The 16,461-nt window shown below is 72.1% G+C and carries 13 protein-coding genes and 1 tRNA gene; 9 read left to right on the forward strand and 5 right to left on the reverse strand.

All coding sequences use genetic code 11. From position 1 onward, the window contains the following. The first annotated feature begins 5 nt into the window (after window positions 1–5). From ACZ7OO_RS31235 to ACZ7OO_RS31265, 7 genes are all read left to right on the forward strand, one after another. The gene (locus ACZ7OO_RS31235; RefSeq protein ID WP_471509871.1) at window positions 6–851 is read left to right on the forward strand and encodes a carbohydrate ABC transporter permease; all 846 of its coding nucleotides are present in this window, start codon (window positions 6–8) and stop codon (window positions 849–851) included. 1 nt (window position 852) lies between these two features. Continuing rightward, window positions 853–2,472: a beta-N-acetylhexosaminidase gene (locus ACZ7OO_RS31240; protein WP_471509873.1), complete on the forward strand. Its 1,620-nt coding sequence runs from the start codon at window positions 853–855 to the stop codon at window positions 2,470–2,472. Window positions 2,473–2,734: 262 nt separating this feature from the next. Continuing rightward, complete coding sequence (locus tag ACZ7OO_RS31245) at window positions 2,735–3,628, forward strand: FAD binding domain-containing protein (protein WP_352220886.1); 894 nt, start codon at window positions 2,735–2,737, stop codon at window positions 3,626–3,628. Then, a complete protein-coding gene (locus ACZ7OO_RS31250; protein ID WP_471509875.1) occupies window positions 3,625–5,523 on the forward strand; it encodes a (2Fe-2S)-binding protein in 1,899 nt (632 codons plus the stop codon). The genes ACZ7OO_RS31245 and ACZ7OO_RS31250 overlap by 4 nt, the downstream gene beginning before the upstream one ends. Next, on the forward strand, window positions 5,520–7,832 hold the full coding sequence (locus ACZ7OO_RS31255; protein ID WP_471509877.1) for a xanthine dehydrogenase family protein molybdopterin-binding subunit: 2,313 nt from the start codon (window positions 5,520–5,522) through the stop codon (window positions 7,830–7,832). Before ACZ7OO_RS31250 ends, ACZ7OO_RS31255 begins: the two co-directional genes overlap by 4 nt. Before the next feature lie 2 nt (window positions 7,833–7,834). Next, window positions 7,835–8,365: an AAA family ATPase gene (locus ACZ7OO_RS31260; RefSeq protein WP_471510056.1), complete on the forward strand. Its 531-nt coding sequence runs from the start codon at window positions 7,835–7,837 to the stop codon at window positions 8,363–8,365. A gap of 172 nt (window positions 8,366–8,537) precedes the next feature. Continuing rightward, complete coding sequence (locus ACZ7OO_RS31265) at window positions 8,538–9,716, forward strand: SUKH-4 family immunity protein (protein ID WP_471509879.1); 1,179 nt, start codon at window positions 8,538–8,540, stop codon at window positions 9,714–9,716. Window positions 9,717–9,764: 48 nt separating this feature from the next. Here ACZ7OO_RS31265 and ACZ7OO_RS31270 read toward each other — a convergent pair whose 3' ends face one another. From ACZ7OO_RS31270 to ACZ7OO_RS31285, 4 genes are all read right to left on the reverse strand, one after another. Then, window positions 9,765–10,439: a response regulator gene (locus tag ACZ7OO_RS31270; RefSeq protein ID WP_471509881.1), complete on the reverse strand. Its 675-nt coding sequence runs from the start codon at window positions 10,437–10,439 to the stop codon at window positions 9,765–9,767. A gap of 23 nt (window positions 10,440–10,462) precedes the next feature. After that, window positions 10,463–11,638 (reverse strand): sensor histidine kinase, encoded by a 1,176-nt coding sequence (locus ACZ7OO_RS31275; RefSeq protein ID WP_471509883.1) that lies wholly within the window; start codon window positions 11,636–11,638, stop codon window positions 10,463–10,465. Beyond that, on the reverse strand, window positions 11,635–12,471 hold the full coding sequence (locus ACZ7OO_RS31280; RefSeq protein WP_471509885.1) for a lysostaphin resistance A-like protein: 837 nt from the start codon (window positions 12,469–12,471) through the stop codon (window positions 11,635–11,637). The genes ACZ7OO_RS31275 and ACZ7OO_RS31280 overlap by 4 nt, the downstream gene beginning before the upstream one ends. 188 nt (window positions 12,472–12,659) lie before the next feature. Beyond that, window positions 12,660–14,000, reverse strand: a complete 1,341-nt coding sequence (locus ACZ7OO_RS31285) for an alpha/beta fold hydrolase (RefSeq protein ID WP_471509887.1) — start codon at window positions 13,998–14,000, stop codon at window positions 12,660–12,662. Between the two features lie 68 nt (window positions 14,001–14,068). Here ACZ7OO_RS31285 and ACZ7OO_RS31290 point away from each other — a divergent pair, with 68 nt between their 5' ends. Then, window positions 14,069–14,647 (forward strand): TetR/AcrR family transcriptional regulator, encoded by a 579-nt coding sequence (locus tag ACZ7OO_RS31290; RefSeq protein WP_471509889.1) that lies wholly within the window; start codon window positions 14,069–14,071, stop codon window positions 14,645–14,647. 42 nt (window positions 14,648–14,689) lie between these two features. Here the strand turns inward: ACZ7OO_RS31290 and ACZ7OO_RS31295 are convergent. Beyond that, window positions 14,690–14,761: transfer RNA gene (locus ACZ7OO_RS31295), tRNA-Cys, on the reverse strand. 183 nt (window positions 14,762–14,944) lie between these two features. Here ACZ7OO_RS31295 and ACZ7OO_RS31300 point away from each other — a divergent pair. Next, window positions 14,945–16,378 carry an MFS transporter gene (locus ACZ7OO_RS31300; RefSeq protein WP_471509891.1) on the forward strand — a complete coding sequence of 478 codons (1,434 nt, stop codon included), beginning with the start codon at window positions 14,945–14,947 and terminating at the stop codon, window positions 16,376–16,378. The last annotated feature ends 83 nt before the right edge of the window (window positions 16,379–16,461 follow it).

Raw genomic sequence — 16,461 nt, forward strand, 5'->3', positions numbered from 1 at the left:
CCGTCGTGAATCTTGTGCGCAAGTCGGTCCTGCGGCCGGGGCGGCCGACTGCCGAGGCGGCGGCGCTGGCGATCGCCGCCGTGGTCGCCTTTCCGCTGTACTGGATGGTGCTCGGCGCCTTCAAACCGGCCGGTGAGATCGAGTCCGACCGGCCCAGGCCATGGACTCTGTCGCCCTCTACGGACTCCTTCCGACGGGTCTTCGGGCAACAGGAATTCGGCCGTTACTTCGTCAACAGTCTTGTCGTCGCGGGCAGTGTGGTCATCGTCTCGGCGCTGATCGCCTTTCTCGCCGCGACCGCCGTGACACGATTCCGCTTCCGCTTCCGGACCACCCTGTTGATCATGTTTCTGGTGGCTCAGATGGTGCCCGTGGAGGCCCTCACCATCCCCTTGTTCTTCCAGATGCGGGACCTCGGTCTGCTGAACACGCTGGGCTCGCTGATCCTGCCCCACATCGCCTTCTCGCTGCCCTTCGCGATCTGGATGCTTCGGGGGTTCGTGAAAGGGGTGCCGGAGGCGCTGGAGGAGGCCGCCTACATCGACGGGGCGAGCCGCACGCGCTTTCTCTGGCAGATCCTTTTCCCGCTCGTCCTGCCGGGTCTGGTGGCCACGAGCGTGTTTTCCTTCATCTCCGCCTGGAACGACTTCCTCTTCGCCAAGTCCTTCATCATCAGCGACACTTCGCAGTCCACGCTGCCGATGGCGCTCCTGGTGTTCTTCAAGCCGGACGACCCGGACTGGGGCGGGGTCATGGCGGCGTCCACGGTGATGACGATTCCGGTGCTGGTGTTCTTCGTACTCGTACAGCGACGGCTGGTCTCCGGACTGGGCGGAGCGGTTAAGGACTGACGTGACCGAACTGATTCCCGAGCCCCGCAGCGTGGTCGCCGGTTCCGGCGAGGTGCGGCTGACCGCTCACTCCCGGCTCTACTCCGGCCCTGGGACGGAGGGCGTCGGCACCTGGCTGCGCACCGTCCTCCAACAGGCCACCGGGCTGCCGTTGCACGAGGGACGGGAGCCCGACGACACCGACGGCGACGGCGTCGGGCTCTTGCTCGACCCCCACCTGGCGCCCGAGGAGTACCGCCTCGTCAGCGGTCCGACCGGCGTCCTCGTGGAGGGCGGCGGCGCGGCCGGTGTCTTCTGGGGCGCCCAGACACTGCGCCAACTCCTGGGCCCCGACGTGTTCCGCCGGGCCCCGCTCGACCGCGCCTGGGCCGTGCCGCACCTCGTGATCGAGGACGCCCCCCGATTCCGCTGGCGCGGCCTCATGCTCGACGTCGCCCGGCACTTCATGCCCAAGGAAGGCGTCCTGCGCTACCTGGATCTCATGGCGGCGCACAAACTCAACGTCTTCCACTTCCATCTGACGGACGACCAGGGCTGGCGCATCCAGATCGAGCGGTACCCCCGGCTCACCGAGGTCGGCTCCTGGCGGCCCCGCACGAAATTCGGCCACCGGGCCTCACCGCTGTGGGAGGAGAAGCCGCACGGCGGCTACTACACCCAGGACGACATCCGGGAGATCGTCGCCTACGCGGCCGCGCGGCATATCACGGTCGTCCCCGAAATCGACGTGCCCGGCCACTCGCAGGCCGCCATCGCCGCGTATCCGGAACTCGGCAACACCGACGCCATCGACACCACGCTCCTGTCCGTCCGGGACTCCTGGGGGATCTCTCCGAACGTACTCGCCCCCTCTGACAACACCCTGCGCTTCTACGAGGGGGTGTTCGAGGAAGTGCTGGAGCTGTTCCCGTCGGAGTTCATTCACGTCGGCGGCGACGAATGCCCCAAGGACCAGTGGCGGGCCTCGCCGGCCGCGCAGACGCGGATGAGGGAACTCGGGCTCGCCGACGAGGACGCGTTGCAGTCGTGGTTCATCGGCCACTTCGCCAAGTGGCTTTCCGTGCGCGGGCGCAGGCTGATCGGCTGGGACGAGATCCTGGAGGGCGGGCTCGCCGAGGGCGCGGCCGTGTCGTCGTGGCGCGGCTACGGCGGCGGGATCGCGGCCGCGCGGGCCGGGCACGACGTCGTCATGTGCCCCGAGCAGCACGTGTACCTGGACCACCGGCAGTCCGCCGGCGTCGACGAGCCCGTGCCGATCGGGTTCGTCCGCACCCTGGAGGACGTGTACCGGTTCGAGCCCGTTCCAACGGGCCTTGACGCGTCCGCGGCGTCCCATGTGCTGGGCACCCAGGCCAACGTCTGGACCGAGGTGATGGAGGACCACGCGCGCGTGGACTACCAGACCTTCCCCCGGCTCGCCGCCTTCGCGGAGGTCGCCTGGAGCGCTCTGCCGGCCCCGGTGGAACGGGACTTCGCCGACTTCGAGCGCCGTATGGCCGTCCATTACCGGCGACTGGACGCCCTGGGCGTGGCCTACCGGCCGCCTGGCGGCCCGCTGCCGTGGCAGCGGCGCCCGGGGGTGCCGGGCCGCCCGATCGACGGCCCGCCCCCGAACCGCTAGCCCTCCCCGGTATCCCTCTCGCTCCGAACGCAGAATGGAAAAAGACCCCAAGAGTCACCGAAGAGTGTCAATCGGCACGCACTGGTGACGGCGTACGAAAACGGATCAAGTCACCGGTGAGGTGGGCGAATGCCTCCTAGCGGACCCGTGCGTTCGAGGCTTGCGAAGATGTGCCAGAGTTGCCACGTCCGCCCTGTGAGCACGTACCGTACGGGCCACACAGGTGGGACCAGGTGGGGGCAGCGGGAAGGGGCAGCCGGTTTTGACCACGCACGCACCGCAGGCGGCGCAGTCCGTCACGCTGCCCACGACGCTGAACGAAGCCGTGGCGGCACTGACCGCCATGCCCGCCGCGGTCCCCGTGGCGGGCGGTACCGACCTGATGGCCGCCGTCAACTCCGGGCAGCTCCGGCCCGCCGCCCTGGTCGGCCTCGGCCGGATCAGCGAGATCCGCGGCTGGCAGTACCAGGACGGCAACGCACTGCTCGGCGCCGGACTCACGCACGCGCGCATGGGCCGACCCGACTTCGCGGCCCTGATCCCGGCGCTCGCCGCCGCCGCGCGGGCCGCCGGTCCGCCGCACATCCGCAACGCGGGCACCCTGGGCGGCAACATCGCCACGGCCGCGCCCACCGGCGACGCGCTGCCGGTGCTCGCCGCCCTGGAGGCGACGCTGATCATCGCGGGGCCGGGCGGATCCCGCCGGGAGATCCCGGTGTCGCACCTGCTGGCCGGCGTGGAGATGCTGCGCGGGGGCGAGCTGATCGGCTTCGTGCGCGTGCCCCTGCTGCACGCCCCGCAGGTCTTCCTGAAGGCCACGGGCCGCACCGGACCCGGCCGCTCGGTGGCCTCCGTGGCGCTCGTCCTCGACCCCGCCCGGCGCGGAGTCAGGTGCGCCGTCGGAGCCATAGCGCCGATGCCGCTGCGGCCGCTGGAGGCCGAGCAGTGGGTGGCCCGCCTGATCGACTGGGACAACGACCGGGCGCTCGTTCCGGAGGCGCTGCACGCCTTCGGCGAGTACGTCGCGGCCGCCTGCATCCCCGATCCGGCACCCGAGCCGGACGGCTCGGTGCCCCAGCTTCCGCCTGCCGTACTGCACCTGCGGCGCACCGTCGCCGCGCTGGCCCGACGAGCACTGGGGAGGGCGCTGTCATGACCGACGAACAGCACGGAGAGGGCGCGCCCTCGGGTGGCGGCGGCCGCTGGGACCCGCTGCCCCAGGGCGACTACGACGACGGCGCGACCGCCTTCGTGAAACTCCCCGAGGGCGGCATCGACGCCCTGCTGTCCGGCGACAGCCCCCTGGCCGCGCCCGGGCACGGTTATGTGCCGCCGCAGATAGCGGTCGCCCCCGGCACCGAGACCTGGGGCGCGCCGGCCGGCGGCGCCCAGTGGCCCGACCCGAACGCGGTCCCCCAGGAGCGGCCGGTCGACGACCGGTTCACGTACAACCCCGCCACGACCCAGCAGTGGACGTACGAGGAGCCGCCGCCCGCGCCCGGTCACGATGTGACGGGGCAGTGGTCCATCCCGGTCGCGAGCGGTGATGTTCCGGACGAATCGGGCGAGTTCACCACATCCGCGCTCATGGAGCAGTGGGGCGGCACGCCGCCGACGACCCTGCCGGGCGGCGCATCCGCACCCTGGGCGACCCAGGTCCATGCCTGGGAACACCCCACGGAGGCCCCTGGGGCCCCCACAGGCGCCCCGGCGGGCCGTGGCGACACTCCGGCCCCCGGCCTCACCGCCGAGGCCGCCGGCGCGGCACCTGGCGTCGGCGCGATCGCCGCGGGCGAAGCGGGCGAACCGGGCGATGCGGGTGAACTGCGCGCGCTCGGCGAGTCGCCTGACGCCGCCGCACGCCGCGCAGTCGGCGAGTCGCCCGACACCGGCGCATGGCACGCAGTCGGCGAGTCGCCTGAGACTGGCGCACGGCGAGCACTCGGCCGGACGCGCGCGGCCGACCAGCCGTCCGAAACCGACCAGTCGGCGGTCGTCGCCGGTCCGGCCGCCGTCGGGAACGAGGCCGCAGTCGGAAATGCGGCCCTGGCGGGCGACGCCGCCGCGGCCGTCGGCAGCCCGGCTGAAGTCGGCGAAGCCCACGAACCGCATGGCGCGCCCACTCACCACCCCGACGGCCGCTTCGACCCGCACTCCGCCCCTGACCCGCAGGCCGCCGACGGCGATGCGCTCCCGCAGGGGCCGCCCGCACCCGACGACGAAGGCCGCACGGACGGTGCGGGTGCGGACGATGCGGACGATGCGGACGGTGCGGACGGCCAAGAACACGCCGAAGGCGAAGCCGAGGCGATCGACGACCACCCCCTCGCCTCCTACGTCCTCCGCGTCAACGGCACCGACCGCCCCGTCACCGACGCCTGGATCGGCGAGTCCCTCCTCTACGTCCTCCGCGAGCGCCTGGGCCTCGCCGGCGCCAAGGACGGCTGCTCCCAGGGCGAATGCGGCGCCTGCAACGTCCAGGTCGACGGCCGCCTCGTCGCCTCCTGCCTGGTCCCCGCGGTCACCGCGGCCGGCAGCGAGGTCCGCACGGTCGAGGGCCTCGCCCAGGACGGCCGCCCCTCCGACGTCCAACGCGCGCTCGCCCTCAGCGGAGCGGTCCAGTGCGGCTTCTGCGTCCCGGGCATGGCCATGACCGTCCACGACCTGCTGGAAGGCAACCCGGCCCCGACCGAGATGGAGACCCGCCAGGCCCTGTGCGGCAACCTCTGCCGCTGCTCGGGCTACCGGGGCGTCCTGGACGCCGTCCAGGAGGTCGTCGCCGAACGCGAGGCACACGCCGCCGCCGACGCTGAGACGGACAGCGACGAGGCCCGTATTCCGCATCAGGCGGGACCGGGTGCCGGCGGCGTCAACGCGTCGGCGTTCGACTCCCCGGGCACCTTCGCGTCCCCCGCCCAGCGCGAGCAGTCGGCGTACGACGCCCAGCGCGAGCAGTCGTACGACCAGGCGTACGGCGGTGACCAGACGTTCGGCGACCAGACTCAGAGCTACGGCGACCAGCCCTACGGCTCGGACGGAGGCCAGGCGTGACCAACGAGACCGTCACCACGACCACCGCCGCGGAGACCGCCGTTTCCGCCCCCGAGCCGCTGCCGCACGGTCTCGGCGTGTCGCTGCCGGCGGCCGACGCGGGCGCGAAGACCGAGGGCACTTTCCCGTACGCGGCCGACCTGTGGGCCGAAGGCCTCCTCTGGGCGGCCGTACTGCGCTCCCCGCACCCGCACGCGCGCATCGTGTCGATCGACACCAGCCACGCGCGCGAGATGCCCGGCGTACGGGCCGTCGTCACCCACGAGGACGTGCCCGGCACCCCGCGCCACGGCCGGGGCACCCCGGACCGGCCGGTGTTCGCCTCGGAGGTCGTACGGCACCACGGCGAGCCCATCGCCGCCGTAGCCGCCGACCATCCCGACACGGCCCGCATGGCCGCCGCCGCAGTCATCGTCGAGTACGAGGTGCTCGACCCGGTCATCGACCCCGAGCAGGCCTTCGAGGCCGAGCCGCTGCACCCCGACGGCAACCTGATCCGGCACATCCCGCTGCACCACGGCGACCCGGACGCGGCCGGCGAGATCGTCGTCGAGGGCCAGTACCGCATCGGCCGCGCCGACCCGGCCCCCATCGGCGCCGAGGCCGGACTCGCCGTGCCCCGCCCCGACGGCGGGGTCGAGCTGTACCTGGCCTCCACCGACCCGCACACCGACCGCAACACGGCCGCCGCCTGCTACGGCCTGTCGCTCGAACAGGTGAAGATCGTCGTCACCGGCGTGCCGGGCGCGACCGCCGACCGCGAGGACCAGGGCTTCCAGCTGCCGCTCGGCCTGCTCGCCCTGAAGACCGGCTGCCCGGTCAAACTCACCGCCACGCGCGAGGAGTCCTTCCTCGGGCACGCCCACCGCCACCCCACCCTGCTCCGCTACCGGCACCACGCCGACGCCGACGGCAAGCTGGTCAAGGTCGAGGCGCAGGTCCTGCTCGACGCGGGCGCCTACGCCGACACCTCCGCCGAGTCCCTGGCCGCGGCGGTCTCCTTCGCCTGCGGCCCGTACGTCGTCCCGAACGCCTTCATCGAGGGCTGGGCCGTCCGCACCAACAACCCGCCCTCCGGCCATGTGCGCGGCGAGGGCGCCATGCAGGTGTGCGCCGCCTACGAGGCGCAGATGGACAAGCTGGCGAAGAAACTCGGCCTCGACCCCGCCGAGATCCGCCTGCGCAACGCCCTCGCGACCGGCGACGTCCTGCCCATCGGCCAGACGGTGACCTGCCCGGCCCCCGTCGCCGAGCTGCTCCAGGCGGTACGGGACTTCCCGCTTCCCGCGCTCCCCAAGGACACCCCCGAGGAGGAGTGGCTGCTGCCCGGCGGCCCCGAGGGCGCGGGCGAGCCGGGTGCGGTGCGCCGGGGTGTCGGCTACGGCCTCGGCATGGTCCACATGCTCGGCGCCGAGGGCGCCGACGAGGTCTCGACGGCCACCGTCAAGGTCCATGACGGCATCGCCACCGTGCTCTGCGCGGCCGTCGAGACCGGCCAGGGCTTCACCACGCTGGCCCGCCAGATCGTCCAGGACACGCTCGGCATCGACGAGGTCCACGTGGCGCCCGTCGACACCGACCAGCCGCCGGCCGGCCCCGGCTGCCGCGGCCGCCACACCTGGGTCTCCGGCGGAGCCGTCGAACGCGCGGCCAAGATGGTCCGCACGCAGCTCCTCCAGCCCCTCGCCCACAAGTTCGGCATGTCCACCGAGCTGCTCCAGATCACCGACGGCAAGATCACGTCGTACGACGGCGTCCTGTCGACCACCGTCACCGAGGCGATGGACGGCAAGGAGCTGTGGGCCACCGCCCAGTGCCGCCCGCACCCGACCGAGCCGCTGAACGCGGAAGGCCAGGGCGACGCCTTCGTCGGCCTCGCCTTCTGCGCGATCCGCGCGGTGGTGGACGTCGACATCGAACTCGGCTCGGTACGGGTCGTGGAGCTGGCCGTCGCCCAGGACGTGGGCCGGATCCTCAACCCGGCGCAGCTCAACGCGCGTATCGAGGCCGGTGTCACTCAGGGCCTCGGCATCGCGCTCACGGAGAACCTGCGCACCCCGCGCGGGCTGATCCGCCATCCCGACCTCACCGGCTACGCCCTCCCGACCGCCCTCGACGCACCGGACATCCGGATCGTCAAGCTCGTCGAGGAACGGGACGTGGTCGCGCCCTTCGGCGCCAAGTCGGTCAGTGCGGTACCCGTCGTGACGTCCCCGGCGGCCATCGCCTCCGCCGTCCGCGCGGCGACCGGCCGCCCGGTCAACCGGCTCCCGATCCGTCCGCAGGCGGCCGTGGTCACCGGTCAGTGAGCCTGTCCGGGGTCGTCGTGATCGCCGGGGTGATGGCCTCGGGCAAGTCGACGGTCGCCCAGGCGCTCGCCGAGCGGCTGCCGCGGGCGGCGCACGTCCGCGGCGACGTCTTCCGCCGGATGATCGTCTCCGGCCGGGAGGAGTACACCCCCGGGGCCTCCGCCGAGGCGACGGCCCAACTCCACCTCCGCTACCACCTGTCGGCGGCGACGGCGGACGCCTATGCGGCGGCCGGCTTCACGGCGATCGTGCAGGACGTGCTGCTGGGCCCGGAGTTGACGTCGTACGTCCAGCGGATCCGCACCCGCCCGCTCTACGTCGTCGTCCTCGCCCCCGGCCCCGAGGCGGTGGCGGAGCGGGAGGCAGGGCGGTCGAAGACCGGGTACGGACCCGCGTGGACGATCGCCGACCTTGACGCGGAACTACGGCTGCGCACCGAGACGTTGGGTCTGTGGCTGGACACCTCGGCGTTGACCGTGGAACAGACGGTGGCGGCGATTCTCACCGGGACGGAACGGGCGAGGGTCGCCTGACGTCTCTTATCCACGGGGCGTTGTCAGTGGCTCGGCGTAGTGTTCTGGGCAGTGGGGACGGCCGTTTCGGAGGGGAAGCCCGGACGGCAGACCATGCCCTGCTCAGGACGACCTTCGACAGACCACTCCGACCTCCTTGCATTTCCTGAATTCATTGATCGCGGGGGCAGCGATGAGCACGACCAGCACGACCGGCAGCGATGCGGCGGCGATCACGCTGACCGAGGCAGAACTGGACCGTTACATCACGCACGAACCGACCCGCATGTGGCTCAGCGGCCCCGGACTCCCCCACACCGGCGGCCTGTTGACGTTCGAGCCGCTGCGCACGACCGGCCTGCGCACGCTCGCGGACGTCGCGGACATAACGGCCGGCCCGTCCCGGCTCGCGGAGGAGCTCCGGGACCGGCTGGTGATAGGGGAGCTGCTCGCCCCGGCCGGCCTGGACACGGAGTCGATCCTCCTCGACGGCGGCACCGGCGAGGTCACCACGGCCTACCTGGTCGATCCGACCGACCCGCGCCCGTTGGCGCCCTCGCTGGAGACGCTGCTGCGCTTCGCCGCGGTCACCGAGGAACTGACGGGCCTGCGCGGCCGCTTCGCCTCCCTCGCCGGGACCTACGGCACCAAGGCGGCGACCGAGGCCTCCCGCAAGCTCCTGGAGCTCTTCGAGGAGGGCACGGCCGGCCGGGTCCCGCCGTACTGGAAGGCGACGGCGCTGATCCGCCCCCTCAGCCTGATAGCGGGCCCCGGCACGGACTCCGGGCTCGCCGTCGATCTGCCGGCCCGGCTCCTGGACCAGGAGTTCGGACAGGGCCGGGTGGCCCGCTTCGAGGAGGTCGACTTCCCGCCGACGCTCACCCACCAGCCGACCCGCCGCTTCCTGCGCGAGACGGGCCTGCCGGAGGACGCGGTGCTGTTCCACCTCGACCCGGACGCCCCGCTGCCCACCCTCAAGGAGTACTTCACCGACATACAGCCGGGCGGCTTTCCCCTGGACTCCCTCCCGTCCCACGCCGACCACCTGATACGCCTCGGCTACCTGGCCGAGGAGAACAGCCTGGTCGTGGACGGCACCACCGGCGCGATCCTCAACTTCTCCCAGCCCGAGGCGACCCTCTACCCCCTCAACACGGACATCTCCACCCTCGCCTTCACCCTGTGGCTCCTCCACCACGAGCGCACCATCGACGAGCACCTGGGCCACGAACTCACCACGGAGGCCTACGACCAGCTCGCCGCGACCATGCTCCACACCCTCGCGACGATCGACCCCACACCCGCGACCACGGACGCCGACTGGCACTACTGGACGGAACTGTTCCAGGACGAGGCGGGCGGGGTGCTCTGAGCGAGGGGCCCGGGGAAGACGGGGGGAGACAGGGGGAGACAGGGGAGGTCAGGTCACCAGGCCCTGGCGGTAGGCGTAGACGACCGCCTGGACCCGGTCGCGCAGGCCGAGCTTGGTGAGGATGCGGGAGACGAAGGTCTTGACGGTCTCCGGGCTGATCAGAAGGGTCGCGGCGATCTCGCTGTTGGAGAGTCCGTCCGCGATCAGGCGCAGGACCTCCAGTTCGCGCGGGGTCAGCGGGATGTCGTCAGGGGTGCCGCCGTCGGCGGGGCGGATCCGGGCGGCGTACCGGCCGACCAGTTGGCGGGTCACCTCGGGGTCCAGCAGAGCCGCACCCGTGGCCACGGTCCGTATGCCGTGCAGCAGTCGGTCCGGCGGTGCGTCCTTGAGCAGAAAGCCGCTCGCGCCCGCGCGCAGCGCCTCGTAGACGTACTCGTCCAGGTTGAACGTCGTCACCACGAGCACCTTCACCGGATGCGGCACCCCGGCTCCGGCGAGCAGACGGGTGGCCTCGATGCCGTCGAGCACCGGCATCCGGACGTCCATGACGACGACGTCCGGGCGCAGCCGGCCGGCGAGGTCGACCGCGGCCTGCCCGTCCCCGCACTCACCGGCCACCTCCAGATCGGGCTGGGCGTCGATGATCGTCGCCAGGCCGGTGCGGATCAGCACCTGGTCGTCACAGACCAGGACCCGGATCGGCGCCCCGCCCACGGCGCTCACGCCGGATTCCCCGCCAGCCGCGGTCACGACGGGTTCCCCGCGGGTATCCGCGCCCGTACGACGAAGCCGCCGTCGGCCGCGTGCTCCGCGCTGAACTCGCCGCCCAGGACGTCCACACGTTCCCGGAGGCCGACGAGTCCTCGTCCGCTCCCGCCGGGGGACGCGGCGGCGGAGCCGGACCCGTCCGTGCCGACCTCCACGGTGATCTCCTTCTCACCATGGCGCACCCGCACCGAAGTGCGGCTGCCGTGGGCGTACTTGAGGGCGTTCGTCAGGGCTTCCTGCACCACCCGGTAGGCCACCAGGTCGGCGCTGCCGGCCGACTGGGTCGGCGTGCCCTCCTCGGTGAACTCCACCGGCTGCCCGGCCCGGCGCGTCTGCTCCACCAGCGTGAGCAGCCGGCCGGCGGGCGGCGTCCTGACGTCGGTGTCGGTGCCGGTGCCGGTGCCGTGGTCGGGGTTGAGCAGGTCGAGCAGATGGCGCAGGTCGGCGATGGCCCGCCGCCCGGTGTCGCTGACGGCGGTCAGGGTCTGGTCGAGCCGCTCGGGCGCGGCGGTCAGATACCGTGCCGCCTCGGCCTGCACGACCATCGCCGTCACATGGTGGGTCACCACGTCGTGCAACTCGCGGGCGATCCGGGTGCGCTCGCTGGTGCGGGTGTCCTCGGCGACCCGCCGACGGCGTTCGTCCTCCGCGGTCCGGGTGGCGCGCAGCCACGCCCCGGTGCCCCAGGCGAGGGCCAGCGCCAGATAGAACGTCACGAACTCGCTCGCCGTCTCGCCCCCCGACCCCAGCCGGTGCAGCACGACCGCCAGCGGCACATAGGCCGCGGAGAACAGGACCGCGCCGGCCCGCCGATGCCGTGCCAGATGGGCACCGGTGCTCAGCAGCGCGAGGGGCAGTGCGACGCCCGCGACCGAGTGGTAGGCGCGGATCTGGTCGACGGCGAAGCCGAGCGACACCAGGGCGAGAGAGACGGCCGGCCACCGCCGGCGCAGGGCGAGCGGCAGACACTCCAGGCCGAGCGCCACCCCGGCCAGCGCGTCGAAGGGGCGCGTGGGCAGGTCTCCGACCTGGGTCCCGTTGCCGTGCAGCGTCGGCAGGAAGGAGCCGGCCAGGAGCAGCAGCCCGAGCGGCAGGTCCCGGACCGTCACATCGAGCCGGTGCCACCAGCCGGGCACCTGCCGGGGACTGATCACCGGGGCAGTGTAGCGACGGAGCCGGCCGGGGTGCCCCGACGGCGGCGGGGCACCAGGTGACCGCGCCGGTGCGCCAGCCGCAGGAACGCGACCGTCACCAGGACCCCGAGCAGCACCGAGTACACGCTGGCCTCCGGCCCGAACTCGCCGCCGGTGATCAGCTGCGACCCCGAGGTGGTGGCGTCCAGCAGCCCCTGCTGCGCCCCGCTGCCGGAGACCTCGGTGCCGAAGACGGCGGACTCGGCGAAGTTCCAGCCGAAGTGCAGGCCGATCGGCAGCCAGAGGGTGCGGGTGGCGGCGTACGCGGCGCCGAGCATGCCGCCGGCCTCTATCGTGATGGCGAGGGCGCCCCACACCGTCGCGTCCTTGTTGAGCAGATGCATCATCCCGAACAGGGCGCCGGTCGACGTCAGCGCGATCCAGGTCCCGGTGCGTTCCTCGACGATCCGGAACAGAACGCCCCGGAACAGCAGTTCCTCGGTCACCGCGGCGCCGGCCATGGACCCGACCAGCCCCACCGCGACCGTCACCGACCCCAGGCCGTGCACGGTGTAGTCACCGAGAAAGGCGATGTTCGCGATCACACACGCGAACGTCACCACCCCTATCAGCGCACCGCGCACAAACGCCGCCCGGGCACCGTCCCGCCCCACCTCGGTGCTCGGCCGGCGCTCGGTCCGCCGTACCACCCACCCGTAGACGAACAGCGAGGCCACGGCCGTCAGCAGACCGAGAACCAGGGTGAGAAACCAGTTCCCCTCCACCGCGGCGACCGCCTGCCCACCGACGAAGGCGACCACCGCAACCGCCAACAACTGCCAAACCAGCCTCATGACGACTCCTCCACAGAACCCGCAGCCGACCGCCGCGGAACTGGCCCGAACACTACGGATCGCCGCCCCCGGAATCGTCACCACGCAGTGGACACCTGCACGTAGCTCGCACGGGGGACAGGAAGGGGACTTGACGGACGGGGACCGCCGCGGGTCAGCGGCACTTCCGCACAGGCCGCAGGTTCTGGTCACTTGTGGTCGCGGAGAAAGGCGGGGATGTCGCTGCGGGTCGGGTAGTTCGGCAGTGGCGCCGGTTTGTCCTGGAGGAACGCGGTGACGACGGCGACGGCCCGTTGGTTGTTGTCGTCGAGGCCGTTCCACATGTGGTGTCCGACTCCGGGCATCTCCTGCGTGCGTTGGACGGCGGGGTCGCCGGCGAGGACGGCCGTCTCCCACTGCCGGACCTGGGAGGAGCACTCGGCGATCATCAGCATCGCGGGCGTCCGGGAGCGCCTCAACTGCACGGCGATGGGGGGTGAGTCCTTGACCGTCTGCTGGACGCGGAGGCTGGCGGCGGGACTGAAGGAGAAGTTCCGCCCGGTGTCCTCCACGGGAATGCGGTGCGCGTCCCGCGCGCAGTAGTCGGATGCGGTGTCGCTGCCGAGATCGGCGGCGGTGAACGCGTTGTCACCTTCGGCCTGTCCCACCAGGCCGCTGTCGGGGCTGAGGAGCCCGAGCCGCATGAGGCCGAACGCGACGGCATAGCGTGGCACGCGCATCGAGCGCGGTCCGGTCACGGCCGGTGCGATGCCGCGCGCGGACGGCCGGCCCTTGTGTCCGGTGATCCGCGTGGTAGGGCCGTCCATCGGGCCGGGCTCGGCGATGATCGCCCGGTGAACACGTGCGGCGACGCGCGGGGCCGCCAGGGCCCGGGTGAGCACGACCGCGCCCGAGGAGAATCCGAGGACGTCGACCCTGCCCTTGCCCAGCCGGTCCACGAAGGCGCCGAAGTCGCGGACCGACCTGGAGATCGTGTACTGGTCCATGGACAGCAGATCGCTCCGTCCGCCGCCGGCCTGCTCGTAGGCGTAGACGTCGTAACCCTGCCGGGCAAGGAGCTGCAGGAACCGGTGGTCGAGCACCGAGATGCCGCGCACCGGCCCTCCGTTGAGGTACACGAGCGGAACGGGGCGCCGGGTACCGGCGTTCCCGGGCGGGTAGTGGTACACCGCTACCCGGCTGCCCGTGGCCAGGCTCCAGTGCTGCGTGGCCACGAACGGCAGGGCGGATGGATACCGTCGCGCCGTGGGCTCTGTCGGGATGCAGACCGACGCCGTCAACGCGGCCGCGACGATCACGGGCAGGAACGGCACGAGTCGCCCCCGCCAGGCCCGGTGCCGCCCTCGCCCCAGTGCGGCGACGATCGCGATCCCGAGGGTCGCCGCCCACGCGGCGAGCCCCGAACCCGCCCCGTCCGTGAGGACGATCAGCGCCAGAAAGACGACGACCAGTCCCACGACGGCGGCTCCGGCCGAGAGCAGGCGAACGGCGAAGCGGACGACCGGACGTAAGACAACAAGCGATGGCATGGCAGTCTCCCGACAGTTTCAGAACGTCGTTTCAAAACGACGTTATCAGAACCGGTAGGCTGCTCTTCGTGGGTAGGCCGAGAACGAACGACGCCGCCGTCAAAGAGCGGCTTGTGGCATGCGCGACCGAGATGTTCGCCACACATCCGCAGGAGTCGGTCACCGTCCGCGCCCTGGCCGCTGCCGCCGGGACATCCACGGCGGCGGTGTACACGCTGTTCGACGGCAAGGACGCGCTGGTCGGCGAGGTGCGCGACAGAGCGGTCGCCGGCCTGTTCGAGAGTCTGTCGGCGGTTCCGGCCACCGACGACGCCCTCGCAGACCTTTACGCACTGGCCACCGCGTACCGGCGATGGGGGCGCGAACACCGCCACCTCTACACCGTGTTGTTCGGTGGCGTGCAGTCCTTCGACCCGTCGGGCGTGGTCGGCCCCCGCGACCCTGTCCGGCCGCTCCTCGCCGCGATTGAACGCGCCGTCGCGGACTCCGTCCTCGCAGGCGAGGCGACGCTGATCGCCGTCTCGCTGTGGGTGACCCTGCACGGGCTGGTCACCCTCGAACTGGCCGGAGCTCTTGACGCCGCCGCGTCCGAGACCGCGTTCCCTTCGACCATCAACGCCACGCTGCGCGGCTGGACGCCCCACTGACTCCAGCTGACCTACAAAAGTGCAGGTCAGACCTACTGGTAGAGGCCGTGGCGGGAATCGAACCCACGTAACTCGCTTTGCAGGCGAGCCCCTGAACCACTCGGGCACACGGCCGTGTCGGTGAGTCGAAGGTACGGGGGTGCGGGGGAGGGGCTCAAGGGGATCGGCGGGGCTGCAACGGGACTGCCATACGGCGTTCACGAACCGGAGGCAACGGCGGGTCTACGACCAAGGTCCGAGGTGGGGTGGGGCTCGCGACAGGGGCCAAAGTGGGGGTTGGGGCTTACCTTGGTCGGTATGACCGCCCTTGAGCCCAGCGACGCCGTTGTCGCAGATGAGACAGCTGACAGAGCCTACGGCGAGGGTGTGCTGGGGCGGTCCTATCGGGCACTGAGCGTCGGCATCGTGTCCGTCGTGCTGCTGATCGCCTTCGAGGCGACCGCCGTCGGGACGGCGATGCCCGTTGCCGCGCGGGAGCTGGACGGGGTGTCGCTGTACGCGTTCGCCTTCTCCGGGTACTTCACGACCAGTCTCTTCGGCATGGTGCTGGCCGGGCAGTGGTCGGACCGTCGGGGGCCGCTCGGGGCGCTGACCACGGGGATCGGGGCCTTCGCCGTCGGGCTTGTGGTCGCCGGGACCGCTCAGGTCATGTGGGTGTTCATCCTGGGGCGGGCCGTGCAGGGGTTCGGGGGCGGGCTGGTCATCGTCGCGCTGTACGTGGTCGTGGGGCGGGCCTATCCGGAGCGGTTGCGGCCCTCGATCATGGCCGCCTTCGCCGCCGGCTGGGTGGTGCCGTCCATCGTCGGGCCGCTGGCCGCCGGAGCGGTGACCGAGCATCTCGGGTGGCGGTGGGTGTTCCTCGGCATCCCGGCGCTCGTGGTCTTCCCGGTGGCGCTCGCCCTTCCCCAGATACGGCGGCGGGCCGGCGGGCCGGTCGCGGAGCGGGCCGGGGAGGCCTTCGAACGGCGGCGGATCCGGCTCGCGTTCGGTATCTCTCTCGGCGCGGGGCTGCTGCAGTACGCGGCTCAGGACCTGCGGTGGGTGTCCCTGCTGCCGGGGATCGCCGGGGGTGCGTTGCTCGTCCCCGCCGTACTCGGGCTGCTGCCGCGCGGGACCTACCGTGCGACGCGCGGGCTGCCGTCGGTCGTGCTGCTGCGCGGGATCGCGGCCGGCGCGTTCGTCTCCGCCGAGTCCTTCGTGCCGCTGATGCTCGTCACCCAGCGGGGGTTGTCGCCGACGCTCGCCGGGTTCTCGCTGGCGGCGGGCGGGGTGACCTGGGCGGTGGGTTCGTGGGTGCAGGCGCGGCCGCGCGTGGCGCCGTACCGGGAGCGGCTGATGACTCTCGGGATGGTGCTGGTCGCCGCGGCGATCGCCACCGCGCCCAGTGTGCTCGTGCACGGCGTGCCGGTGTGGATCGTCGCCGTCGCCTGGGGCTTCGGCTGCTTCGGGATGGGCCTGGTGATCGCCTCGTCCAGCGTGCTGATGCTCCGGCTCTCCGCCCCGCAGGAGGCCGGCGCCAACTCGGCCGCCCTGCAGATCTCCGACGCCCTGTCGAACGTCGTCCTGCTCGCCGTGACCGGTGCCGCCTTCGCCTCCCTCGGCGGCGGAAGCATGACGGGGGTGAGTGGTTCCGGTTCTCATCCGGCCGCCTTCGCCGTCGTGTTCCTGCCGATGGCGGTCGTGGCGCTCGTCGGGGCCTGGGTGACGACCCGGCTTCGTGATGATCTGTGACGTGGGTCCCACCCCAGGGGAAGGCGGGCTTGTCCGCGCGTTGACAGCGGTGGGACGCCGGTAGGGTGGCCCGGTTGTCATAC

This window comes from Streptomyces sp. NPDC111744, from assembly GCF_055634995.1.

Coding starts and splice junctions, on each gene's coding strand:
- ACZ7OO_RS31250 (WP_471509875.1), top strand. CDS start 3,625: ATGACCGACGAACAGCACGGAGAGGGCGCGCCCTCGGGTGGCGGCGGC.
- ACZ7OO_RS31265 (WP_471509879.1), top strand. CDS start 8,538: ATGAGCACGACCAGCACGACCGGCAGCGATGCGGCGGCGATCACGCTG.
- ACZ7OO_RS31280 (WP_471509885.1), bottom strand. CDS start 12,471: ATGAGGCTGGTTTGGCAGTTGTTGGCGGTTGCGGTGGTCGCCTTCGTC.
- ACZ7OO_RS31285 (WP_471509887.1), bottom strand. CDS start 14,000: ATGCCATCGCTTGTTGTCTTACGTCCGGTCGTCCGCTTCGCCGTTCGC.
- ACZ7OO_RS31300 (WP_471509891.1), top strand. CDS start 14,945: ATGACCGCCCTTGAGCCCAGCGACGCCGTTGTCGCAGATGAGACAGCT.